Annotated in this window: 21 protein-coding genes; 12 read left to right on the top strand and 9 right to left on the bottom strand. The window is 66.5% G+C overall.

Translation table 11 applies throughout. The features are described 5' to 3' along the window. The first annotated feature begins 139 nt into the window (after positions 1 to 139). From ACFXKN_RS13960 to ACFXKN_RS13935, 6 genes are all read left to right on the top strand, one after another. Entirely contained in the window at positions 140 to 1,012 is an 873-nt protein-coding gene (locus ACFXKN_RS13960) for a 3-hydroxybutyryl-CoA dehydrogenase (protein ID WP_255284589.1), read from the top strand. Between the two features lie 345 nt (positions 1,013 to 1,357). Beyond that, positions 1,358 to 3,682, top strand: a complete 2,325-nt coding sequence (gene metE, locus ACFXKN_RS13955; protein ID WP_379433076.1) for a 5-methyltetrahydropteroyltriglutamate--homocysteine S-methyltransferase — start codon at positions 1,358 to 1,360, stop codon at positions 3,680 to 3,682. A 168-nt stretch (positions 3,683 to 3,850) separates the two neighbouring features. After that, the gene (locus ACFXKN_RS13950) at positions 3,851 to 4,351 is read left to right on the top strand and encodes a DUF4365 domain-containing protein (protein WP_379433075.1); all 501 of its coding nucleotides are present in this window, start codon (positions 3,851 to 3,853) and stop codon (positions 4,349 to 4,351) included. Positions 4,352 to 4,356: 5 nt separating this feature from the next. After that, a complete protein-coding gene (locus ACFXKN_RS13945) occupies positions 4,357 to 5,409 on the top strand; it encodes a hypothetical protein (RefSeq protein ID WP_379433074.1) in 1,053 nt (350 codons plus the stop codon). 28 nt (positions 5,410 to 5,437) lie between these two features. Then, on the top strand, positions 5,438 to 6,031 hold the full coding sequence (locus tag ACFXKN_RS13940; protein ID WP_378941615.1) for a hypothetical protein: 594 nt from the start codon (positions 5,438 to 5,440) through the stop codon (positions 6,029 to 6,031). Continuing rightward, a complete protein-coding gene (locus ACFXKN_RS13935; RefSeq protein ID WP_379433073.1) occupies positions 6,028 to 9,120 on the top strand; it encodes an ATP-binding protein in 3,093 nt (1,030 codons plus the stop codon). The genes ACFXKN_RS13940 and ACFXKN_RS13935 overlap by 4 nt, the downstream gene beginning before the upstream one ends. 1 nt (position 9,121) lies before the next feature. On the opposite strand, the gene ACFXKN_RS13930 is transcribed toward ACFXKN_RS13935, so the two are convergent. Both ACFXKN_RS13930 and ACFXKN_RS13925 read right to left on the bottom strand, forming a co-directional pair. Next, a complete protein-coding gene (locus ACFXKN_RS13930; RefSeq protein WP_379433072.1) occupies positions 9,122 to 10,456 on the bottom strand; it encodes a DUF1254 domain-containing protein in 1,335 nt (444 codons plus the stop codon). Between the two features lie 147 nt (positions 10,457 to 10,603). Continuing rightward, positions 10,604 to 11,674, bottom strand: a complete 1,071-nt coding sequence (locus ACFXKN_RS13925) for a S1C family serine protease (RefSeq protein WP_379433071.1) — start codon at positions 11,672 to 11,674, stop codon at positions 10,604 to 10,606. Between the two features lie 169 nt (positions 11,675 to 11,843). Between ACFXKN_RS13925 and ACFXKN_RS13920 the strand changes: the two genes are divergently transcribed. Both ACFXKN_RS13920 and ACFXKN_RS13915 read left to right on the top strand, forming a co-directional pair. Continuing rightward, positions 11,844 to 12,896 carry an NAD(P)-dependent alcohol dehydrogenase gene (locus tag ACFXKN_RS13920; protein WP_379433070.1) on the top strand — a complete coding sequence of 351 codons (1,053 nt, stop codon included), beginning with the start codon at positions 11,844 to 11,846 and terminating at the stop codon, positions 12,894 to 12,896. 66 nt (positions 12,897 to 12,962) lie between these two features. Next, positions 12,963 to 14,141: an AI-2E family transporter gene (locus tag ACFXKN_RS13915; RefSeq protein ID WP_379433069.1), complete on the top strand. Its 1,179-nt coding sequence runs from the start codon at positions 12,963 to 12,965 to the stop codon at positions 14,139 to 14,141. Positions 14,142 to 14,340: 199 nt separating this feature from the next. Here the strand turns inward: ACFXKN_RS13915 and ACFXKN_RS13910 are convergent, their stop codons facing one another. Continuing rightward, positions 14,341 to 14,649, bottom strand: a complete 309-nt coding sequence (locus ACFXKN_RS13910; RefSeq protein WP_378941574.1) for a hypothetical protein — start codon at positions 14,647 to 14,649, stop codon at positions 14,341 to 14,343. 46 nt (positions 14,650 to 14,695) lie between these two features. Next, complete coding sequence (locus ACFXKN_RS13905) at positions 14,696 to 15,100, bottom strand: excisionase family DNA-binding protein (RefSeq protein WP_378941569.1); 405 nt, start codon at positions 15,098 to 15,100, stop codon at positions 14,696 to 14,698. A 128-nt stretch (positions 15,101 to 15,228) separates the two neighbouring features. Between ACFXKN_RS13905 and ACFXKN_RS13900 the strand changes: the two genes are divergently transcribed. The 4 genes from ACFXKN_RS13900 (at position 15,229) to ACFXKN_RS13885 (ending at position 18,956) form a co-directional block, all read left to right on the top strand. Continuing rightward, entirely contained in the window at positions 15,229 to 16,686 is a 1,458-nt protein-coding gene (locus ACFXKN_RS13900; RefSeq protein WP_378941563.1) for an alanine/glycine:cation symporter family protein, read from the top strand. 15 nt (positions 16,687 to 16,701) lie between these two features. Continuing rightward, complete coding sequence (locus ACFXKN_RS13895; RefSeq protein ID WP_378941555.1) at positions 16,702 to 17,547, top strand: PPK2 family polyphosphate kinase; 846 nt, start codon at positions 16,702 to 16,704, stop codon at positions 17,545 to 17,547. Between the two features lie 84 nt (positions 17,548 to 17,631). After that, positions 17,632 to 18,393, top strand: coding sequence for a DsbA family protein (locus ACFXKN_RS13890; protein ID WP_378941548.1), 762 nt, complete (start codon positions 17,632 to 17,634; stop codon positions 18,391 to 18,393). After that, positions 18,390 to 18,956, top strand: coding sequence for a vitamin K epoxide reductase family protein (locus tag ACFXKN_RS13885; RefSeq protein ID WP_378941542.1), 567 nt, complete (start codon positions 18,390 to 18,392; stop codon positions 18,954 to 18,956). The genes ACFXKN_RS13890 and ACFXKN_RS13885 overlap by 4 nt, the downstream gene beginning before the upstream one ends. A 168-nt stretch (positions 18,957 to 19,124) precedes the next feature. Here the strand turns inward: ACFXKN_RS13885 and ACFXKN_RS13880 are convergent, their stop codons facing one another. The 5 genes from ACFXKN_RS13880 to ACFXKN_RS13860 are packed head-to-tail and all read right to left on the bottom strand — an operon-like array spanning position 19,125 to position 23,130. Then, positions 19,125 to 19,520 (bottom strand): type II toxin-antitoxin system VapC family toxin, encoded by a 396-nt coding sequence (locus ACFXKN_RS13880; RefSeq protein WP_378941538.1) that lies wholly within the window; start codon positions 19,518 to 19,520, stop codon positions 19,125 to 19,127. Then, on the bottom strand, positions 19,517 to 19,771 hold the full coding sequence (locus tag ACFXKN_RS13875; RefSeq protein WP_378941534.1) for a type II toxin-antitoxin system Phd/YefM family antitoxin: 255 nt from the start codon (positions 19,769 to 19,771) through the stop codon (positions 19,517 to 19,519). The genes ACFXKN_RS13880 and ACFXKN_RS13875 overlap by 4 nt, the downstream gene beginning before the upstream one ends. A gap of 30 nt (positions 19,772 to 19,801) precedes the next feature. Beyond that, positions 19,802 to 20,434: a class I SAM-dependent methyltransferase gene (locus ACFXKN_RS13870; protein ID WP_378941527.1), complete on the bottom strand. Its 633-nt coding sequence runs from the start codon at positions 20,432 to 20,434 to the stop codon at positions 19,802 to 19,804. Next, positions 20,431 to 21,675, bottom strand: a complete 1,245-nt coding sequence (locus tag ACFXKN_RS13865) for a saccharopine dehydrogenase family protein (RefSeq protein ID WP_378941523.1) — start codon at positions 21,673 to 21,675, stop codon at positions 20,431 to 20,433. Before ACFXKN_RS13865 ends, ACFXKN_RS13870 begins: the two co-directional genes overlap by 4 nt. Before the next feature lie 24 nt (positions 21,676 to 21,699). Next, a complete protein-coding gene (locus ACFXKN_RS13860; protein WP_378941518.1) occupies positions 21,700 to 23,130 on the bottom strand; it encodes an ABC1 kinase family protein in 1,431 nt (476 codons plus the stop codon). Positions 23,131 to 23,273: the final 143 nt, after the last annotated feature.

The raw sequence follows: 23,273 nt of genomic DNA, 5'->3' as shown, positions 1-23,273 counted from the left end.
AGCAGCTACTTTCCTCTACTCCGGTAGGGGTGTACGCCCTCCCACGCCATACAGCCCTGGCGTGGGAGGGCATCCCTATACTTTGGTCGCTATGACCTCCCCAGCCACCCCACAGCCAGACACACAGCAGGAGCGGGACGTGAGCAGCAGCGAGAAGATTCAGCGCGTCGGAATCATCGGCGCGGGACAGATGGGCGCTGGTATCGCCGAAGTGTGCGCACGCGCGCACGTCGACGTCCTCGTCTACGAGACCACGCGTGAACTCGCCGCTGCGGGCCGCGCACGGATCCTGCGTTCGCTGGACCGTGGCGTGAGCAGCGGCAAGATCACCGAGCGCGAGCGGGAGCAGGCGGCCTGGCGGCTGCGCTTCACCTCCGATCTCAGCGACTTCGCCGACCGTCAGCTGGTGGTCGAGGCCGTTGTCGAGAACGAAGAGGTCAAGACGGCCATCTTCGCCGAGCTGGACAAGGTCGTCACCGACCCGAACGCCGTGCTCGCCTCCAACACCTCCTCCATCCCGATCATGAAGATCGCCGTCGCCACCGCGAACCCTGAGCGCGTGGTCGGTCTGCACTTCTTCAACCCGGTGCCGGTGCTGCCGCTGGTCGAGCTGGTCACCACGCTCAAGACCAGCGAGCCGGTCGCCAAGCGCGCCGAGCAGTTCGCCGCCGAGATCCTCGGCAAGCAGATCGTGCGATCGGCGGACCGCTCCGGTTTCGTCGTCAACGCGCTGCTGGTGCCGTACCTGCTCTCGGCCATCCGGATGGTCGAGTCGGGCTTCGCCACCAAGGACGACGTCGACAAGGCGATGGTGCTCGGCTGTGCCCACCCGATGGGCCCGCTGGCGCTGACCGACCTCGTCGGGCTCGACACCGTCAAGTCGATCGCGGACTCGATGTACTCCGAGTTCAAGGAGCCGCTCTACTCGGCCCCGCCGCTGCTGATGCGCATGGTGGAGGCCGGGCTGCTCGGTAAGAAGACCGGAGCCGGGTTCTACCAGTACGGGAAGTAAGGGACTGGACAGCCCGGATGCGGGCTGTTCGGTAGGGACGCATCAGGACCACCCGCTCGGGGTCGTTTGGTGGCTGTGTTTATTGGAGCGCTGGCGCGCTCGAGCGGGGCCCTTCGGGCCCCTGATCTTCCCTCCCTCCGGGTACTCCTTCGTCGCACCCTCCGGTCAGTCCAGATCAGGGCGGGCCCCTAAAAAGACTTACAAGAGGCGCTCAGGTGCTCGGGGTTTGCGGGGGGAGCGGCGCGGGGGCGTTATTGCGGCTTAAGCTGCTGTTGCCGGACGCGCTCGCGTGGCCGGTGCTAGGTCTCGAGCGCAGCGTGTGATCGAAAGGGAGTATCGGCGGTCATGGTCAACGTCACCGATGGATTCGGGTCGAGCGTTCTCGGATACCCGAGGATCGGTCCGCATCGAGAGCTCAAGCGTGCGCTCGAGGCCTACTGGCGCGGATCGATGGAACGCGAGGAACTGCGCGCGGTAGGCCGCGATATCCAGGAGCGTCAGTTCAACGAGCTGGCCGCGACCGGACTCACGCAGGTGCCGGGCAACACGTTCTCCTTCTACGATCACATCCTCGACAACGCGCTGCTGTTCGGCGCGGTGCCCTCGCGATTCAAGGAGTTCGAAGACGGGCTCGACCCGCTCGACTTCTACTTCCTGATGGCGCGCGGCAATCCGAACACCCCGCCGCTCGAGCTGGTGCGTTTCTTCGGCACCAACTACCACTACCGTCAGCCCGAACTCGACGCCGACACCACGTTCTCGCTGCACCCAGAGGCCCTGCTCGACGAGTGGGACCGGGCGGCCGCGCGCGGGATCGAGCTGCGTCCGGTGGTGCTCGGCCCGGTGTCGCTGCTGCTGCTGTCGAAGGCCGGGCATGTGCCGGGCGAGACCGAGTTCGACACGTTGAGCCTGCTCGATCAGCTGCTGCCGTTCTACGAAGAGCTGTTCGAGATCCTCGCCAAGCGCGGGTCGACCTGCGTGCAGCTCGACGAACCCTGCTTCACCGCTGAGCGCACGCCCGCCGAGCTGGCCGCGTTCGAGAAGGCCTACCACCGGCTGGCGAAGGCGCCGCTGCGGCCGCGCATCCTGGTCACCGGGCAATACGGCGACTTCGGTGAGGCGCTGCGGATTCTGGCCGCGAGCAATGTCGAGGCGATCGGCCTGGATCTGGCCTCGTACCGGATGACGGCGGAGGAACTGGCCGAGATCCCCGGGATCAAGCGCAAGCGGATCTACGCGGGTGTCATCAGCGGCACCAATGTGTGGCGGGCCGACCGGGTCGTCACGCTCAACTACCTCAACGCGATCGCCGAGGTGTGCCCGGATCTGGTGGTGTCCACCGGCACCACGCTGCTGCACGTGCCCTACGACGTGCTCGCCGAGTACGACATCGAAGGCAATGTCGCCGATCGGCTCGCCTTCGCGAAACAGAAGGTGGGCGAGGTCGTCTCGCTCGCCAAGGCGCTCACCGAGGGCCCGTCGGAGAACTGGCGCAAGCGGCCGACCGAGGTGCATTTCAAGCAGAAGCACGCGGTGCGCCAGCGGGTGTACGCGGTGACCCCCGAGATGCGCGAACGCGCGCCCTACGACGTGCGCGCGGCCGCGCAGCAGGAGCGGTTGAACCTGCCGCTGGTGCCCGCGACCACGCTCGGCTCGTTCCCGCAGAGCGGCAAACTGCGCCAGGCCCGCCACGAGGTGGCCTCGGGGCGGCTGTCCGACGACGACTACCGCAAGCTGGTCGAGGCCGAGATCGAGGCGACGATCCGCCTGCAGGAAGACATCGGCCTCGATGTTTTCGTGCACGGTGAGCACGAGCGCAACGACATGATCCAGTTCTTCGCCGAGCAGCTCGACGGTTTCGCCACCACCCGTTTCGGCTGGGTGCAGGTGTACGGCTCGCGCTGTGTGCGGCCGCCGATCGTCTACGGCGATGTGGCGCGGCCCGCGCCGATGTCGGTGGAGTGGACCACCTACGCGCAGTCGCTGACCGACAAGCCGGTCAAGGGCATGGTCACCGGGCCGGTCACGATGCTGGCGCGCTCGTTCGTTCGCCAGGATCAGCCGCTCTACGAGACCGCCGACCAAGTGGCGCTTGCCATTCGGGACGAAGTGGTCGACCTGGAGAAGGCCGGAATCGCGATCATCCAGGTCGACGAACCCGCCATCCGTGAGCTGCTCCCCGCCCGCCCGCGCGGACGCGAGGAGTACCTGCGCTGGGCGGTCGGCGCGTTCAAGCTGGCCACCTCAGGCGTGCGCTCAGATACCCAGATCCACACGCACATCGGCTATTCCGGTCGCACCGAGGTGGTCGACGCGATCGACCAGCTCGACGCCGACGTCACCGCGATCGTGGCCACCCGCTCGATCGAATGGGTCATCGAGGCGCTCACCGAGGACCTCTCCACCGGCCACGGCCTCACCCACGGTGTCGGCCCCGGCGTGTACGAGAGCCGCTCGGCCCGCATCCCCGACATCGACGAGTTCGACGAGCTGCTCACACAGGCCGCGAACGCAGTGACCCCGCAACGGTTGTGGGCCAATCCCGACGGCGGCCTCAAGACGCGCCACTACTGGCAGTTGGAGCCGTCGTTGCGGAACATGGTGGCAGCGGCTCGCCGGGTTCGCCGGCGGGCGCTGGCCGCGCAGGAGGCGGCCGCGACAGCGGAGTAGGCGAACAAGCCGAAGGGGCGCACCGATTTTCGGTGCGCCCCTTTGTTGTCGGCTGATCCTTTACCCAGCGTGGGCATGGTTCAAACATGAGAATGCCTGAACCCCGGCGGATCTCGGTGCCAGCGACTACAGTTCGCGGCGGTACCGTCGGGTCGGGAGGGGGACGCGGTGCTCGATCCGCATCACCATCAAGGGAAGTTCGGGCACGATTACATCCGGGTGCTCGCCTCGGCGGCCGGCCTCATCTGGTCGACCGATGATCTCGATGTCGACGGAGTCGACCTGACGATCAAGCAGCCGGGGCGGACCAGATTCGGCTTCTCCCCGCAGATCGAAGTGCAGATCAAGACCGTGTCGCGGCCGAAGTACCGGCAGGGACAGCTCATCTTCGGCGGGCTCAGCCACACCCAGTTCAACCAGCTCGCCGGCACCGATTTCGCCGTTCCGCGTTACCTTTTCGCCGTTCACGTGCCCGTTGTGGCCGACCTGTTCACCGACTCGGTCACCGGCGGGCTGATGCTTCGTCACGCGGGATACTTCCTCTCACTGCGTGACCGGGTTCGCTTCGCTGTCGACAACTCCAAGCGCAAGGTGTCGGTGCCGATTCCGGTGAGCAATGTGCTCGATGTCGAGGCACTCGCCGCGCTCGTCGCCGGATCGCCGAGGTAGGGCCGATGGTCGCCGCGCCCCGGCTCGATGAGGTCATCGGGTATCTCCAGGCCCAGGGCTGGACGCCCCAGGTGCAGTGGCGCAATGGCCGGATCTGGTCACACGGCGAGTTCGACGTGCTGGTGCCCGACGGCGAGGTCGTCGACCTCACCGCACGTATGCGGGCGCTGGTGCGGTGTGTCGCCGATTCCGAGCAGCGGTCGACGGAAGTCGTTGTGCGCGACATCGTTTCCGGTGGCGTCGATATCGTCGGGTATCGCGCGGGCGACGGTGAGGTTTCGCTCGAGGCCGGAACAACCGCGCTGGCGGCCCTGCGTTCGTTGCTCGTCACCTGCGCATACCAGGTGGCGGGCAGCGAGATCAGGATGTCGTCGATGCGAGAGCGTGCGGTCGCCGAGTTGCTCGACGACACAACGCTGCTACCGCGTCGCGACGTCTTCGGATTCGATGTGTTCCTCGCGGGCCCTGGCTCGCGGCTGGGGCGCGGCTCGGCGATTCGGATGCTCGATATCGCGGCCACGGTGCGTGGCGCGGCACAGGGAGAGCGGTTCGGAATCGCGCATGAGATCCGGTACGAAACCGTCGAATTGTTCAGCGCGCTCGGGTCGGCGGAACGCGACCCGAGGCAATTCGAGTTGAGCTTCCGCTGGTCACGCCAGGTGCCGCGGCCTGATGTGGCGGTCGAGTTCTCCAGCACCACGGTTGCCCGGTTGCCGGGCCTGTTCGACCAGGCGGTGGCTTCGGCGCCGCTGCCGACCGACCGGCAAGAAGTGCTGGCCGGACCCGAGTCGCCCGCAGTGGTCGAAGGGGTCGTCGTCGGGCTGGACAACGACGGCGGACCGAAGGCGATCGTGCGGGGTGTGCTCGTTGTCGACGAGACGAGCACCGGACGGCGACGACGCGTCACGGTGCGGCTGCGCACCGCCGACGAGTACGCGAAAGCCATTGCGGCACATAGCTCTGGAGCCAGCGTTCGCGCTACCGGAACCTTCGACGGTAGACGTGACCTGCAAGTTTCCGAAAACGGATTCACCGTCATCGAAGGCGACGGATCGTGAGAGAACGGATCGAACATTGTCGGATCAGATGAGCCCACGAGAACTCGCAGTGCTGCTGACGCTGCTGGCAGAGGCACGCGAACTCACCAACGCCGAGCTGTTCGCGGTGGCCGGGGTGACACTCGATGGCAAACCCCGGCTGCGGCTCAACAAGCTGGGGCTGGTCGACAGCGTCAAGGTCGGTCGTGCGCTCGTGCACGAACTCACCGAGCAGGGTGCGCGGTGGTGCACCGAGGAGCTCGCGCGCCCGCGCCCGGAGAAATCCGGTTCCTTCGGGGGCGCCCTGTACGCGGTGCTGGCCGGGCTCCACCGGCATCTCGAGACCACCGGACAACTGCTCACCGATGTCTTCGTACCCGATGTGGCAGGCCAGATCATCCGCAAATACACCGAGCTCACCAAGGGCAAGCCGGACCAGGTCCGGCTCTCCGAACTGCGTAATAGGTTGCCGCACATCCCGCCCGCCGATTTCTCGGACGCGATGGTGCGGCTCGCCGATCGCGACGGTGTGCACGTGCGGGCGGAGGCCGACCGCAAGACGTTGACCGACGACGATCACGCGGCGGCGATCGTGCTGGGCGGCACTGCCCGTCATCTGCTGACCGTTGAGGCGGTGCGGTGAACGAGCTGGAATATCGCGCGCTCGCGCGGGTGCAGTTCAGCACCGCACTCGGCCCGGATTCGATCTGGCGGCCGCAGAGTTATCACGTCGTGGAGCTGCATCGCGAGGCGTCGGCGGAGATCGCCAGGGCGATCGGTCTGGCGAAGGATCGGCCGGACATGTCGCCGACCGGGTTCATTCTCAACGGCGATCCCGGGGTCGGGAAGACGCACTTGCTCGGCTGGATTCGGCAGTACGTCCAGGACCACGGTGGATTCTTCTTCATGCCGAAGCTGATCGACGGTGAATCGTTCTGGGACGGAGCCGTTCACGGGGTGATGAACCGGTTGATCGACGCCGACGGTGGGCAGTTGCGCCGGATGCTGGTCGCGCTCGCCGAGCGGGCCGGCTACGACCGCGAGCGCACCGCGCGGATCGCCGGCCCGATGCGGCCCAAGCCCGAGGACGTCGAACAGTTTCTGGCCGACTTGTCCATTCCGGAACCACAATTGGCCTACCAGTGCCAAGACACACTGCGGGCCCTGGTGCTGTTCCGCGCGGGCGGTCCCCTGCGCGATGTGGGCGACAGCGTTCTCATTCTGCGTGACCCGATCGATCAGGATGTCGCCAGGGAGTGGGGATTCCGGCGCGGAAACAGCAATGCGCAGTTGATCTTTCAGGATCTGATCAGGTTGTTCGGCGCGGCGGGGCCGGTGGTGATCGCGCTCGATCAGATCGATGCCGTCATGGCCGATTCCGCCAACAGGGGTGGGGCGAAGGCGGCGAACCTCGCGGACAGCTTGATGAAGCTGCGGGAGGAGACGGTGCGCACGATCATCATCGCCGCGTGCATCCCCACCACCTGGGATTATCTGAAAACGCAAGGGCTGTCCTCATCCGCCGACCGATTCGCCGAGCGGTTCTTGGCCACCGCGCTTCCCGGCGCCCCGGTGGCGGCGGCGGTTGTCGCGGGTCATCTGGCGGTTCAGTACGACGAGGTCGACTTCACGCCGCCGTACCCGACCTGGCCGATCGCCGCGCGCGCCTTCGAAGCGGCCGACGTGACCCGCTACACGCCGCGCAGGTTGCTGCAACTCGTCGCCGAGCACGTGCGGAATTGCCTGGAGCGAGGCCAGATTCGGGAACTCGCCGACTTCGCCGCTATCGGGGCCGGTGCTGAGGCGAATGTGCCGGTGCCGCAGGTGGACCTGAGTGGTTTCGACAACCGCTTCGCCGAACTACGCGAAGCCGCCGATTCCACCATGCCGCTCGACCCGGCCGAAGAAGACGAAATCATGGCTGCCCTGCTCAAGGCTGCCCTGCAGTGTTTCGTCCTCGAGCAACGCGATCGCGACGACCTGAGCATCGACTCGGCGACCGCCACCGGGCGGGCGCTGCACGCACGCCTGCTCCGCACGGTCGACCCCATCCTCGAAGAGCAGGAACACTGGAGTTTCCGGGCGATCGGGCACACCCACCACCTGGCTGTGCAGTCCCGGATGCGCTCGGCGGTCATCGAATCCGGCATCGAGGAGTCCGACGGCAACCGGCATCTGACGATTCTGCGCAACATCCCCTTCTCGAAGGGGCCCAAAACCGCCGCGATGCTGGATGATCTGGCGTCGGCGGATGGAAGCACGCTGCCCATTTCCCAGGACGATCTCCGGACATTCACCGCGCTACAGCACATGCTCGCCGAGGCGAAGCCGGGACTCGACGCTTGGCTTGTGGAGCGCGCGCCCGCTGGAAAGACTCAGTTGTTCCGCCGGGTGTTCGGCAGTCTTCCCGAATCCGCTGTTGTGCAGCCGGATTCGAACGAGATCAACGCCAATGGTCACTCCGGGGTCGAGCCCGTCAACCCAGCGGTGGTCGAATCCTCTGGGCCGACGGTCACGCTCGGTCGTGGGCTCGCCGACAACAGCGAATTCGTCATTCCGCTGGAATTGTTGCGTAAGCATCTCGTTCTGTTCGCGAGCAGCGGCTCAGGCAAAACAGTGCTGCTCCGCCGGCTAGTGGAAGAAGTAGCACTGCACGGGGTTTCGGTGATCGTCCTCGACGTGAACAACGACCTTTCCCGGCTCGGTGATGCGTGGCAGGAAGCGCCGTCGGCGTGGCAGCCGGGCGATGCCGAGAAGGCCGCACGGTACCTGGCCGAGACCGATGTGGTCGTGTGGACTCCGCGTCGACAGGCCGGGCGACCCCTCATCCTGAACCCGCTCCCGGATTTCGCGGCGGTGCTCGACGACCCGGATGAACTGCGGACCGCAGTGGAAGTGGCCGCCGGTGATCTGCTGACGCGGTCCGGCATCGCACGGACGAAGTCGGAAAAGGCGCGCGCGGTGCTGTTGCAGACGCTCACCCATTTCGCCAGGTCGGGACAGACGAAACTGACGGGCCTCATCGACCTGCTCGCCGACCTCCCCGACGGTGTGAGTCGCGTGCGCAACGCCGCGGACCTCGCCGCCGAAATGGCGGACGGTCTCACGGTTTCCATGATCAACGACCCCCTGTTCGGTGGCGACGGAGAACCCCTCGACCCCGGCGTTCTGCTGACCCCCGCACCTGGCAAGAAGGCTCGAGTCTCGGTGGTCAGTTGCGTCGGACTACCCGACCCCGACCAACGCGCCACTTTCGTCAGCCAGCTACAGGTGGCCCTGTTCACCTACTTCAAGACCAACCCGGCGGGCGACCGGCCACTCGGCGCGCTGCTCGTACTCGACGAAGCACAGATGCTCGCGCCCTCGGGCAAGCACACTCCGGCCTCCGCCAGCACGCTGATGCTCGCGGCGCAGGCAAGAAAGTACGGACTGGGTATCGCCTACGCCACGCAGGCACCAAAAGGGCTGGACAGCAGGGTCGTCGGCAACACAGCGATCCAGTTCTTCGGCAAGCTGGGCACAGCGGTCCAGATCCAAACAGCCAAGAGCATCGCCGCCAGCTGGGGTGGGAACCTGGACGACATCGGCCGTCTGAGAACCGGCCAGTTCTACGGAGCTACCGAGGGCCGGGCGTTCCGAAAACTCACCACCCCACTGTGCCTGAGCTACCACCCCGCCAGCCCACCGACCGAAGCCGAGGTGCTCCAACGGGCAAGGCAGGACGAGGAATAGGTCAGGTTCTGGCGATCGGGGGGAGGGCGTAGGTCTGGTCGAGGATTGGGGGTTGTGGCTCGTACATGCGCAGACAGGGGCGGAAGTCCCCGGCCGGGGCGGGAAGCCAGTTCGCGCGGGCCTTGGGGTCGGCGGGCTCGGTGTGGCTGATGGTGATCGTGAGGGCGCCGTTGTCGTCGTAGACGAGGCCGGGGGTGCGGTCGCCGATCGAGTAGCGGTCGATCGGGTTGGCGCACAGGTAGAAGTCGGGGGTCGTGTACATGGTGACCGACCAGAAGGCGTTGACCGGCGGGGTGGGGTCAAGGCGCAGGGTGTAGGTGTTCGCGCCGGTCAACTGCCGGCCGGTGCTGTCGGTGTAGATCATCGCGTAGGCGGCCTCGTAGGCGTGGTTGCCCCAGAGTCCGGCCTTGGCGGCTACGGCGCGAGCGATGATCCGCTGGGTCGGGTCGGTGATCTTGAAGTTCTCGTCGTCGCGCGTGCCGACCTCGAAGAAGTCGATGTTGTAGTCGAACAGGTGCAGTGTGAGCTGCCAGCCGTTGTCCCCGGCGCCCGCCCCGCTCTTTATCACGTTGCCCAGTTCTTCCTGGCCCTCGCCCAGTCCGGCGCGCAGCGCGGATGCTCGGTCCGGGTCGAGGGTGAGGTAGGGCGAGGCGCCCGCTGTCGTCAGGCCGATCTGCGCGAACGATTCCTGGAGCGCGAGATCGCGCTTCGCGGGCGGAAAGGCCTGCGACCAGACGCGGACCTTCTCGAGGAACATCAGGTCCGGGGCGACCGTCGGATCCGGCGACGGAAGTCCCGTCGGCTGCGCGGCTCGGTCGGCGGCTGTCAAGGTCAGCGCGTCCTGCAAGGCGTGCACGGCGGGGAGGTCGTCCTCGCCGGCGCAGGCCCATCGACCGGCGATCACGCCGATAGTGGTGGGGAAATGGATAACCGTTGTGTCGTCGGGGGCGGTACCGGTCCAGCCCGGCGGTACGAGGAGGTAGTCGCCCACGCGGTTTCCGGTGGCCCTGGTGCCGACGTAGGCGAAGTTGTCGGTCCAGGCGTCGATGAACTGCATGACGTAGTACCGATCGCCGGCGTCCGGCACGTGGAAGGTCACTGGACCGACTGAAAGGTCGATCAGGGCGACCGAGTACAGGGTGTCATTGTTGATCGAGACGAAGGTCGCCGAGGCGTCGGCGAGCGTGCGGGCATGGGCGAAGTCGTTGAACGGCGTCGCGGGGATCTCACCGATGCCTTCGCGGTGCAATCGCTCGATCGAATCGAGGTTGAAGACCAGGGGGAATCCGTACAGATAGGCATGGGCGGTCAATTCGGGGACGGTCTGATCCGGCATGTGCGCTCCTCGTCCTGGCGTCCGCATCGCGCGCGACCGTTGTCGGACCGCGCGACACCAGCATCCGCCGATGCACGATCGGCGCACATCGCCCGGAGCGGGTGAGATCGCTGCGTGCTGGTTCGATGGTCGAGCGCGTCGGATCGGCTAGTTGGGTGTTCCCTTGGCCAGCGCCACCTCGACGGTCCGGGTCGCGCCGTCCGGCGAGGTGACATCGAGTCGGACCGGATCGGCGGGCTTGCGGACGTTGATGGCCGCGCTGAGGGCCTTCGCGGTGGTGATCGAGACGCCGTCGACCGCGGTGATCACATCCCCGATGCTGATCCCGGCCTCGCGCGCGGGCTGGCCGTAGAAGGCCCAACTCACCTGCGCACCGGCCGGTCTGGCATCGATGACCTGCACGCCGAGGGTGGCGGTCGGGCCGATATGGACGGTTTCGGTCGGCGTCCCCGAACGGATCTGGGCCACGATCCGCATGGCGGTGTCGATCGGGACCGCGTACCCGTTGGCCGGTTTGCCCTCGGCCCTCGAGGCCTCGCCCGACGCCGCCGTGATCACCCCGACCACCGCCCCCGACGCGTCGGCCAGCGCGCCGCCGGACTGCCCGCCCATCACCGGCGCGGCGATCTCCACCATCCCGTTGAGCGCTTTGCGGGTCAGGTCGGCGGAGTTCATGGCGACGATCGTCGCGTCCAGATCGGTGATCGGACCGGCGACCGAGGTGGGCAGGCCGCCGTCGCCGCCCGCGTCGCCGATAGCCAGCACATCCTGGCTGATCCGCAGGTCGGCGGAGCTGCCGAGCCGCGCGGTCGGCAGTCCTGTTGCCCCACCCAACGACAACAGCGCGATATCGGCGCCCGAGTCGTAGCCGAGCACGGTCGCCTCGTAGACGAACCCGTTGGCGATATCGGTGACGCTCAGCGCCTCGGCCCCTTTGATCACGTGATGGCTGGTCAGAATCTGCCCGTCGGCGGTGAGCACGATCCCCGACCCGGCCGCTCCGACGCCGAAACCGGCCGCGTCGACATCGATATTGACCAGTACCGATTCCACCTGCCCGGCGACCAGCACGGGGTCGAGCGGCACCGGCACCGGCGCCTGCGCTTGCGCCACGAACTCCGGCTCGACCAGGGCGAACTCCCCGCGATACCCGAGAAAGGCGCAGACCCCGAGCAGCGCAACCAGCATCGTCACCAGCACTCGTCCGACACGCTTCACAGCACATGTCCTCTCTCGCGAGCCGACCAGTCCATTGTGACCCGTTTTCCGGGTCCCCCGGTCTCGATAAGGACGCGGTACGAGGCTCGACTCGCCGGGTCGGGCTCGAGACACCGCCGTCGGTACGGTCTACTTGGCAAAGCACGCATGCGACTGTAGGCATGTACCCATGAGCACCGCTGCCGCCTACGCCAAGCCCTCTCCCGACGGGGCCTTCGAAAAGGTCACGATCGAACGTCGCGAAGTCGGTCCCGACGATGTCCTGATCGACATCAAGTACGCCGGTATCTGCCACTCCGATATCCACACCGCGCGCGACGAGTGGGGCGGTGCGCAGTATCCGTGCGTGCCCGGCCACGAGATCGCGGGCATCGTGGCCGCGGTCGGCTCGTCGGTGCGCAAGTACCAGATCGGTGACCGGGTCGGCGTCGGCTGCCTGGTGAACTCGTGCGGTAAGTGCGTGCCGTGTCTGGCGGGCGAGGAGCAGTACTGCACCAATGGCTCCACCTGGACCTATAACTCGCCCGTCCCCGAATCCGCGCAGCCGGGCGGGTACACGATGGGTGGCTACTCCACGCAGATCGTGGTCGACGAGAGCTTCGTCGTCGCGATTCCCGAAGGTATCGGCCTCGATGTCGCCGCGCCGCTGCTGTGCGCGGGCATCACGCTGTATTCGCCGCTGAAGCACTGGAACGCGGGACCGGGCAAGAAGGTCGCGATCATCGGGATGGGCGGGCTCGGGCATGTCGGGGTGAAGATCGCCGCGGCGCTCGGCGCGGAGGTCACGGTGCTGAGCCAGTCGCTGCGCAAGCGCGACGACGGCCTGCGCATGGGAGCCGACCACTACTACGCCACCAGCGACAAGGAAACCTTCCGTCAGCTGCGCGGTCAGTTCGACCTGATCATCAACACGGTGTCGGCCGACCTGCCCATCGACAACTACCTGCGCTTGCTCGCCCTCGACGGCACACTCGTCATCCTCGGCCTGCCGGAGAACCCGATGAGCGTCACCGGGCGCCACCTCGCCGGCTTCCGCCGGTCACTGGCCGGTTCGATGATCGGCGGTGTCGCGCAGACCCAGGAGATGCTGAACTTCTGTGCCTCGCACGGGATCGGCGCCGAGATCGAACTGATCTCCGCCGATGAGATCGACTCCGCGTACGACCGCGTGGTCGCCAGCGATGTCCAGTACCGGTTCGTGATCGACACCGCCACGGTGTAGTCGAGGCGGGTCCGCGGCACGCGCGCCGACGGGCCGCGGGCGCTCGTCCTCGGTACCGTGAGATTCGTGGTTGCCGAGGACGAATCCGCTGAACCCGCCGCCGTGAGTGCCCTGCCTGCCTTCTGGTCGGTGCGAACACCGCCGCGCTGGCTGCCGCGGGCGTTGCTGTACGCCGTGCTCGCGGTAGCCGGGTTGATCGCGGCGTTCTGGGTGCTCGCCAAGATGCAGGGCTTGCTGACCGTGCTGCTGGTGTCGATATTCCTGGCGTTCGCGATCGAACCCGCCGTGAATTGGCTTGCCGCGCGCGGTGTTCGGCGCGGGGCGGGCACCGGTGCGGTGTTCCTGGTGGTGCTGGTGGTGATCGTCGCGTTCGTGTGGACGCTGGGCGCGCTGCTGGTCAACCAGGTGACCATGCTGGTGACGAACGCCCCCGATTACGTCCAGGACCTGGTCGACTGGGTCAATTCGACCTTCCACCAAGATGTTTCGGGCGACGACCTGACCAAGTACGCCTCGGAGTGGAGTTCCACGATCGAGAAGTATCTGGTCGGCCTGGCCGGCAACGTCTGGGGCATCGGCACGGTCGCGATCGGCGCGCTGTTCCAGCTGCTCGGAGTGCTGCTGTTCACGTTCTACTTCGCGGCCGACGGACCACGCTTCCGCACCTGGGTGTGTTCGCTGCTGCCGCCGAAGAAGCAGAAACATGTGTTGCGGGCCTGGGATATCGCGGTCGAGAAGACCGGCGGCTACATCTATTCGCGAGCCCTGCTCGCCCTGTGCTCGGCGATCGCGCACTATGTCGCGCTGCGGGTGCTCGATGTACCCTCGGCGTTCGCCTTGGCGCTGTGGGTCGGCGTTGTCTCCCAGTTCATCCCGACCGTCGGCACGTATATGGCCGGTGCGCTCCCGGTGCTGGTCGCGCTGGTGCACGACCCGATCACCGCCCTGTGGATCCTGCTGTTCATCGTCGCCTATCAGCAGTTCGAGAACTACGTTCTGCAACCGCGCATCACCGCGACCACCCTGGACATGCATCCGGCGGTGGCCTTCGGGGCGGTGATCGCGGGCGCCGCGTTACTCGGGCCCACCGGCGCCCTACTCGCGATTCCTGTCACCGCCACGCTGCAAGGATTCGCGGGCGCGTATGTGCGGCGCTACGAAGTCACCGAAGAGGCCGACTCGTCGGCACCGAAGAAAAAGAAGCGCAAGAAAGCCGAGTCCGAAGCCGCATCCACCGACGAATAGGCACCTCGTGGCGATCCTGTTGTCCCTGGTGTCGGTGTTGTCGACGCTGTTCGGCGGTTTCGTCGCCATGCGGATCGGCGACCGCAAACACCTGGTTTTCGGTTGGCCGCGGGGGTGATGTTCGGCGTGGTCGCGTTCGACCTTCGGCGTAGCCGCAATGTTCGCCGTGGCGGCCCTCAGCCACTGAGTCGCCAGGGTGTTAGTCGAGGTGGCGCCGCACCTCGGCATCGAAGCCCGGAACTCCGGAGCGGTCGAGCACGTCGAGTAGACCTTGAATGTGCTTCGGTGGACGTTTGTGCTCGGCAACCTGTCTGTCGAGCAACCTGATCACTCGGCCGGGTGCCAGATCCAAGACATCCAGCAGAAAGGCGTCCGGGTGCAGTAGCTCCGGGAACCCGTCGCCGATAGGTCTGACCTCGAAGTCCTCGAGGTTGAATGTCAGCAGCACATCTGCGTTGCCTTGCAGCGCCGCCGCCAGCACGTGCCGATCTTTGGGGTGGTTCTCCATCCGATCTACCAGTACAAAACGCAGGTATCGAGTAAGACTCGCTGCATCAGTCCTCTCGTTTCAACGGCTCCGCAGGGGTGTCGTTGTAGAGATCCAGATCCTCGGAGATCCTGGTCAGTTCTGATAATCCAGCGGCACGTTCGGTACGCCGGTGCTCGCGAAAGGACAGCACGTCCGCGAGGCGGACGCGACGGTGTCGGCCTGGTCGGGTGAACGGAATGCTGCCCGAGTTCAAGAGCTTGACGAATGTGGGTCTGCTCATCCCGAGGAGCTCGGCGGCTTCCTGGGTTGTCAGCGTGGTGTGCAGCGGCGCGACCGTGACCGCCTTCCCTTCGGACAATGCGAGCGCGACCAAGCGGAGCCCCTCGAAAACCTCAGCAGGTAAAGCCACCACCTCGCCCGCTGCTGAACGCAGGATGGTCACTTCGGCGGTGTCCGGGGTTGCATCCAAGAACCTGCGCACCTCCACAAGCTGATCCGGATGCTCCGGCAAGAGCATTCGAAAGATCGGTGATCGAACCGGCAACATCGGTCGCCGCCTGACCGGTCGTGGCGTGCGGCGGCGGTAGCGTTCGCCGGATGGACACCTTGAACTCGGTGATCGTCGATGTCAATGATGTGTTCTGGAACTGGCTGCTGATTCCGCTGGTCATCGTGGCTGGGCTGTACTTCACCGTGCGCAGTGGGGTGGTGCAGCTGCGGATGTTGCCCGAGATGTTCCGGGTGGTCGCGGAGAAGGGGCCGACGGCGGCCGACGGGAAGAAGTCGGTGTCGGCGTTCGGGGCCTTCAGTATCTCCGCGGCGGCGCGGGTGGGGACCGGCAATATCGCGGGGGTCGCGACCGCGATCAGTGTCGGTGGGCCGGGGGCGGTGTTCTGGATGTGGGCGATGGCCACGGTCGGAGCCGCGTCGGCGTTCGTGGAATCGACGCTAGCCCAGCTCTACAAGCGGCGGGAGACGGAACCGGGGACTTTTCGCGGCGGCCCGGCCTACTACATGGAGTACGGCTTGCGCCGGCGATGGCAGGGGATGGCCTTCGCGGTGATCATCACGGTGACCTTCGGGTTCGTGTTCAACGCGGTGCAGTCCAACACCATCGTGGCGACCGGGCGGGCGTCGCTGTCGGCGCTCGATGGTGACTGGTTCGCCCCGCTGATCGGACTGTGCCTGATCACGCTGCTCGGGGTGGTGATCTTCGGCGGGGTGCGCCGGATCAGCCATATCACCGAGGTGCTGGTTCCGGTGATGGCGATCGTGTATCTGCTGCTCGGCATCGCCGTGGTGGCGCTCAACCTCACCGACCTGCCGCGGGTGCTCGCCGATATCGTCGGCGGGGCGTTCGGGCTGCGCGAGGTGGTCGGGGGCGGGATCGGTACCGCGCTCGCGCAAGGTATCCGGCGCGGCATGTTCTCCAATGAGGCCGGACTCGGGTCCTCGCCCAATGCCGCTGCGGCAGCGGATGTCTCGCATCCGGTGAAGCAGGGTTTGGTCCAGTCGCTCGGCGTCTACTTCGATACCCTGCTGATCTGCTCGATCACCGCGTTCATCATTCTCACCTCCGACCCGGACCTGTCCGAGCGGCGCAGCGCCGACCTCACCCAGAGCGCGCTGCAGGCCTCGCTGGGCACCTGGGCCGGGCACGTGCTCACCGCGGTGGTGTTCCTGCTCGCGTTCAGCTCGATGATCGGCAACTTCTACTACGGTCGCGCCAATATCGAATTCATCACCAGTCGTCCACAGGTACTCACCGCGTTCCGAATCCTGGTGCTGGTGGCCGTCTTCGGTGGCGCGCTCGGCTCGGTGAGCCTGATCTGGAACCTGGCCGATGTGTTCATGGGCGTGATGGCGCTGGTCAATCTGGCCGCGATCATCCCGCTCGGCGCCATCGCGTTCCGCCTGCTCGCCGACTACCGCGCCCAGCGCGGCGCGGGCCGAGATCCCGTGTATGTCCACAGCGCCGACATCGCCGACCCGGCGGGCGTGCAGTGCTGGCAGGCAACGATTGCGTCGAGCTTGCCCGGTAAACCCACCCACTAGTGGTAGGCATGGGAAATGGCGAAACACTGGACCGAAACGGCCGATATCGCACTGCGCGCCGACGGTCAGCGCGTCGCCGATCTCGACACCTCGAGCACACCGGGTTTCACCGGCGACAAGCGTCTGGGCAAGGAACTGCTCGCCGAACGGGCCACGGTGCTGTCGGTTTTGCAGGAGAAGCTGTTCGCGCACGGTCGCACCGGCGGACAGCACAGCGTGCTGCTGATCTTGCAGGGCATGGATACCGCGGGTAAGGGCGGCATCGTGCGCCACGTCATCGGTTCGGTCGACCCGCAGGGCGTCGATCACGCGTCCTTCGGCGTGCCGACCGAACTGGAGAAGCAGCACGACTTCCTGTGGCGCATCCGCAACAAGCTGCCCGCGCACGGTCAGATCGGTGTCTTCGACCGCTCCCACTACGAGGACGTGCTGGTGGTGCGGGTGCACGATCTCGTGCCGCAGGCGGAGTGGGAGCAGCGCTACGACCAGATCAACGCCTTCGAGAAGGAGGTCGCCGACGCGGGCACCACCATCGTGAAGGTCGCCATGTTCGTCTCACTCGACGAGCAGAAGCGGCGGCTGCGCGAACGTCTCGAGCGGCCGGACAAATACTGGAAATTCAACCCCTCCGACATCACCGAACGCGCTTACTGGCCCGAGTATCAGAAGGCCTACCAGGCCGTTCTCGAACGCACCAACACCGATTACGCGCCATGGCACGTGCTGCCGTCGGACCACAAGTGGTACGCGCGCCTCGCGGTCACCGAGTTGCTGATCGCCGCGCTGGCCAGGTTGGAACTCGACTGGCCGCCCGCCGACTTCGATATCGCCGAGCAGTTGAAACGACTCGACGAGTCCTGAATCCCAGCTTTGCGGAAACTCTCAGGTTCGGCCCGCATGATATTCGGAGGTGGGGAGCCAACGAGCGAAAGGCGTGTGACGACGGTGAGCACGGGCAAGAGGCCCTCGGGCAAGAATCCGCTGGCAGCGGCTGAGGCGGCCGACAAGAAGCGCAAGATCGCGATCCAGGTCGGTGTCGCTGCGGTGCTGGTCGCGCTGGTGGCGGCCATCGGCATCGGTATCGCGGTGAACAAGTCCGATTCCGACGAGGAGTCGACGACGATTTCGGCGGCGCAGCTGCCCGCGACGGGCGGGGCGGTCACCGAGACCGGCACAGTCGTGATCGGCAACCCCGATGCGAAGGTCAAGGTGCGCGTGGTCGCTGACCTGCAGTGCCCGGCCTGCAAGCAGTTCGAGACCGCCAACGGTGAGGCGCTGGCCAAGGCCGCCGCCGACGGCACCGCCTCCGTCGAGTACCAGATCATCTCCTTCCTCGACAAGGCCTCGACCAACCAGTACTCCTCGCGCGCGGCGAACGCGTCGTTCTGCGTGGCGAAGTCCGATACGACCAAGTACCAGAGCTGGCTGCAGACCATGTTCGACAAGCAGCCCGCCGAGGGTGGCGCCGGCCTGAGCAACGACGAGCTCATCGAGATCGCCGTCGGCGCCGGGTACACCGATCCGGCCGTGGCGACGTGCATCACCGACAAGCCGTACAACGACTACATCCAGCAGGTCACCCAGACCACGCTGCAGAGTGGCGTGAAGTCGACGCCGTCGGTGTACATCAACGGCCAGCTGAACCAGTCCGACGCGATCTTCACCGAGAACGGCCTGGCCTCCGTGATCGCTGACGCGGCCAAGTGATCACCGCCCCCGCCCGCTCGGCCTGGCTGCTGCTGATCGCCGGGCTGGCGGGCTGGCTGGCGTCGTTCACGCTCACCGTCGAACGGTTCAAGCTGTTCGTCGACCCGAATTACGTCACCTCGTGCAGCATCAACTCGGTGCTGTCGTGTGGGTCGATCATGAAGACCGACCAGGCCGCGGTCTTCGGCTTTCCCAACCCGCTGATCGGCGTCGTCGGGTTCTCGGTGGTGGTGACCCTCGGCGTCCTGTCGGTGGTCGGCGTCGGGTTCCCGCGCTGGATCTGGGGCGGGCTGTGGCTCGGAACCGTCCTCGGTGTCGCCGGGTTGTGCTGGCTGATCTTCCAGAGCCTGTACCGGATCAACGCGCTGTGCCCGTACTGCATGGTGGTGTGGGCGGCGGTGCCGGTGCTGTTCGCGGTGATCACCCAGGAGTTGTGGGGTCGCTCGCGTGGTGCGATGGGGATCCTCGCCGAATGGCGCTGGACCCTGGTCGTGGTGTTCTACGCGGTGGTGCTGCTGCTGGTGTTCCTGAAGTTCCAGGACTACTGGCTGAGCCTGGTCTAGCCGGGTACCAGGCTCAGACCGGGCGGGCCCCCTTGTCCGCCGCCGCCGTCGGCGCACAGCATTCCCCCTTGTGAGCCCCGGTGGCGTCGTCAGCCGCAAGGCAGGCGTTCGTCGCCGGTCTGCCCGGCGAACGGTCAGGGCGGCGCTGACGGTGGGCGCGATACGGGGTCAGAGCTTGATGACCTGCAAACCTGGCATCGAGTCGTAGTCGCCGCCCTGGGTCACGATCGGGATGCCATGGGTGATCGCGGTGGCCGCTATCCAGCTGTTGTTGATCGGAACCTTCCGGCCCGCGGCCCGCAGCCTCGAAACCAGCAAGGCCCACGACTCCGCGACCCTTTCGTCGATGCCGATCGGGGTGAATCGTTGTGCGAGTTGGTAGGTCGACAGTCGCCGTGAGGCAGACTCGGGCTCTTTGGCGTGCAGCACACCTAGCCGCAGTTCTCCCAAGGTCACCACGGAGACACCCCACTCATAGTTCGCGACCGCAGCTCGGTCGAACCGCTGCGCCTCCAGCCCGATGAAGATCGAGGTGTCGGCCAGCGCCCGCTGCGATTCGCTCACCAACGGAGGTCATCTGTCGTGTCGGACAGGGTTTCACGGAGTTCGGCACGCAACCCTGTGGTGTCCGGGCCGAGGTGGACCAGTTCGCCGATAATCTCTGTCGCGGGGATCCACTGTCGGCGAGAGGGGAAGGGAATCAGTTTCGCCACGGGTCGGTTGTCCCGCAAGATCTCGATTTCCTCCCCCGCCTCGACGCGCCGCAGCACCTCGGCAGTGTGATTGCGCAGGTCACGTGCAGGAACGGCGGCCATGCTACGAGTGTAGCAAATTTGCTACACCGCTTAGAGTGGGCGAGTGGCGTCCACGTATTGCATGAAACGGCGGACGCGCTGGTCTATTTCTGTCAGGCCCGCCCGGGCGAACAGCTTCGGGAAGGTGTCGCGGTCGAACAGGCGTAGGCCGCCCGCGCTGGCGGCCAGGCTGGTCGCCGAGCCGAAGAGGTTGTCCTCGACGTAGCTGGTGCTGATCGCGATGCGGCCGCCGGGGGCGAGGACGCGGATCATCTCGCGGGTAGCGACCAGCGGGTCGGGGATCAGGTAGAGGGCGCCGAAACAGCAGACGGCGTCGAAGGTTCCGTCGGGGAACGGAAGCGTGCGGGCGTCGCCGCGGACGTAGCCGACCCGCGCGCTCGCGTTGTCGGTGGCGGCTTTGGCCAGCATCGGCGCCGAGTAGTCCAGGCCCGTGACGAAGCCGCCCTTGGTCAGGTACTCGCTGAGGTAGCGGGTGAAATTCCCTGGGCCGCATGCCACATCGAGCACCTTCATGGGGCCGCTCAGGCGCAGGGTGTCGACCGCGTCGCGGCGGTCGGTGCCGGTGGTCCGGCCGCTGGCGAGGTAGAACAGCGTGGGTCGCCACGCGTGCTCGTATACCGCCGCCAGCGCCGGGGCGTTCATCGTCTTGCGGGCGAGATTCACTGCCGTGCTACCTCGATGGTCATGCCCGCCTCGCGCAGCCGCGCGGTGAGCGCCTCGCCCATCGCGGAAGCGGGGGTGAGCACGCCGGCGCGCTCGGGCAGCGTGTCGAAGGCCAGGCTCAGTCCGCTCTGGCCGAGCAGTACCGCGGTGGCCTGGTAGCCGGGATCGCCGGTGCCGGAGAAGGTGGCCTGGTACTTGGCGCCCGAGCTGGTGCGGGCGAAGGTTTTCATGGTGAACCAGCCACTGCGGCGGGCCTTCTCGTCGGGGCCGGTGCCGGGCTTGGGCAGGATCCGGTCGAGCAGCTTGCGGCCGAGCGAAACCCTCGAAAGCACTGCGCCCGAGGCCATGCCGGCCACGATGCCGCCCGCGATACCCGCGGCGACCAGCGGCGCGGCGGCCGAGGTGCCCGCGTTCATCACCTCGCGGTAGCGGAACTGCTTGCCGTAGGCCCAGCCGAGCAGGCCGTTGGTGCGGCGCACGACCTTGGTGTTGTGCGAGGCCATCACGAACGTGGTGACCCAGCCGTCCAGGCTGGCGTCGATGCTGTCGGCGCGGGCCAGCGCCTGATCGGACTGGCGGCCGACATCGGGTTCCATGCTGCGATCCGGGCTCAGCGAATACGGGTGGGCCAGGATCTTGCCGCGCGTGGAATCGGCCGCGATGTCTTCCATCATGGCGCGCCCGGAATCGATGGTGCCGCCGCTCATGCCGCCCTTGAGATAGGCGACCAGGGTGGTGTCCTCGAGCTCGCCGGTGTCGTCGGCGATGGTGGCGCGGTAGATCTCGTACACGCTCAGATCCGACGGAATCGAGTCGTAGCCACAGGAATTCACGATCTTGGCGCCCGAGTCGACCGCGGTCTGCTCGAACTTCTCGATGGCGTCGTGGATGAACAGCGGCTCGCCCGTGAGATCGGCGTAGTGGGTGCCCGCCGCGGCGCACGCGCCCAGCAGCGGCATGCCGTAGCGCAGGTACGGGCCGACCGTGGTGACCACGACTTTGGTGCGCTCGGCCATGGCCGCCAGCGATGCCGGATCACTGGAATCGGCGACGACGAGTTCCCAATTCACGGCAGCCGGGCCCAGCTCGGCGCGGGTGGCGGCGAGCTTGCCCGCCGAGCGACCGGCCAGGGCGATCTTGGCGTCGGCCGGGGCCGCGGTGAGCAGGTATTCGGCGGTGAGTTTGCCGACGAAACCCGTTGCGCCGAACAGGATCAGGTCGAACTCACGGTGCTGCGGCATTGCGCGCCTTTCGAGAAGAGATGATCAGGGCTTGGTGGCTGCTGCGCTCGCCTTGCGGGCGCGGGTCTTCTTCACCGGTTTGGGTGGGTGGGTGCTGAGCCAATCGCGGTGGGCCAGACCGAGTTCGGTGACCGGCTGGTCGCCGTAGAGCCATTCCCTGGCGATCGAATGCCAGTTGTTGGTGCTGTCGAGCTGGCCGAGCATGCCGAAGGTGAGGAAGTCGGCGCGGCGGGAGAACAGGTGTTCGGGCGGCAGGTTCTGCTGCTTCATGCCGGTGAACTCGCTGGCCCTCGGGTCGACGGCGAGCAGGAAAGCGCCGCTGGCCAGTTCGGGGGTGATGGTGAGTTCCTCGTCGACCAGACACCATTCCGAGGCGGCGAGCACGTATTCGAGGCATTCCTCGGCGCCGATCTCCTCCGGCGAATCGATCACGCCGCGATCGATCATCAACTGCCGCAGGTCTTCGGCGCGATCCTCGGCGGCCGCGCGCAGGCACTCGATTTCGAAGCCGACCAGCTTGGGGTCCATCCGGTTGAACAGCCCGAAGTCGAGGAAGGCGACCCGGCCGTCACGAGCGAGCAGCACATTGCCCGGATGCGGGTCGCCACAGAACTCGTTGAAGCTGAACAGCGAGCCGACATAGAACCGGTAGATGATCTCGCCGACCCGATCGCGAAGCGCAGCGGGCATTTTCCGGATCTCGTCGAAGCCGTCGCCGTCGATGAACTCGCTGACCAACACACGGGTGGTCGACAGCTCGGGCACCGAGGCCGGCACCACGATGAACGGGTGCTCGCGATACAGGTGCGCGATCTCGGACTGCGTGGCGGCTTCGGCCTGGTAGTCGAGCTCGCTCTCCATGTTCAGTTTCAGCTCGTCGAGCACCGCGGGGGTGATCCACGGCATCGCCGAGGCCAGCACCCGGCGAAACATGGTGAGGTTCTTCAGATCCGCGCGCACCGCGGCGTCGACACCGGGGTACTGGACCTTCACCGCGACGGCACGGCCGTCGTGCAGGGTGGCGCGGTACACCTGGCCGATCGAGGCGGCGGCGATCGGCTCAGGATCGAACTCGGCGAAGATCTCCGCCAGCGGGGCGCCGAAATCCTGCTCGATCACCGCGCGCATGGACTCGAACGACACCGTCGGTGCCGCGTTGCGCAGCACGGCGAGGCGCTGCTGGAACCGCTCACGATGGTTCTCGGGCACCAGATCCAGATCCAGCACCGACATCATCTGGCCCAGTTTCATAGCGACGCCCTTCATGGTGCCCAGCACCATGACCACCTGTTCGGTGGTGCGGATCATCGACTCCTCGGCCATCCGCGCGCGCACCGCCTCCGAGCGGCCGCGCATCGATAGCCTGGTCTTCTTCGAGCGGATGACCGAACCCGCCGCGACCGCCCCCAGTTTTGTTCCACGGGCAAGCCGGGAAGTCGGCACGTTTTTCGCCATCGAGGTACCTCCGTTGGTGCCGACGTGCGCAGCGGCGCAGACGCGCAGCGTCACACGACCACCCCTGGTGACGCAAGCCACAGCGCCCCACTCGGTTCAGCGTAGCCAACCGCGCGGCATTGTCGAGCCCGGCTCCCTCGAAC

Source organism: Nocardia sp. NPDC059195 (assembly GCF_042754695.1).
GTDB lineage: Bacteria > Actinomycetota > Actinomycetes > Mycobacteriales > Mycobacteriaceae > Nocardia.
The sequence above is the reverse complement of the archived record's forward strand: the minus strand, read 5'-3'. Positions and strand labels throughout refer to the sequence as shown.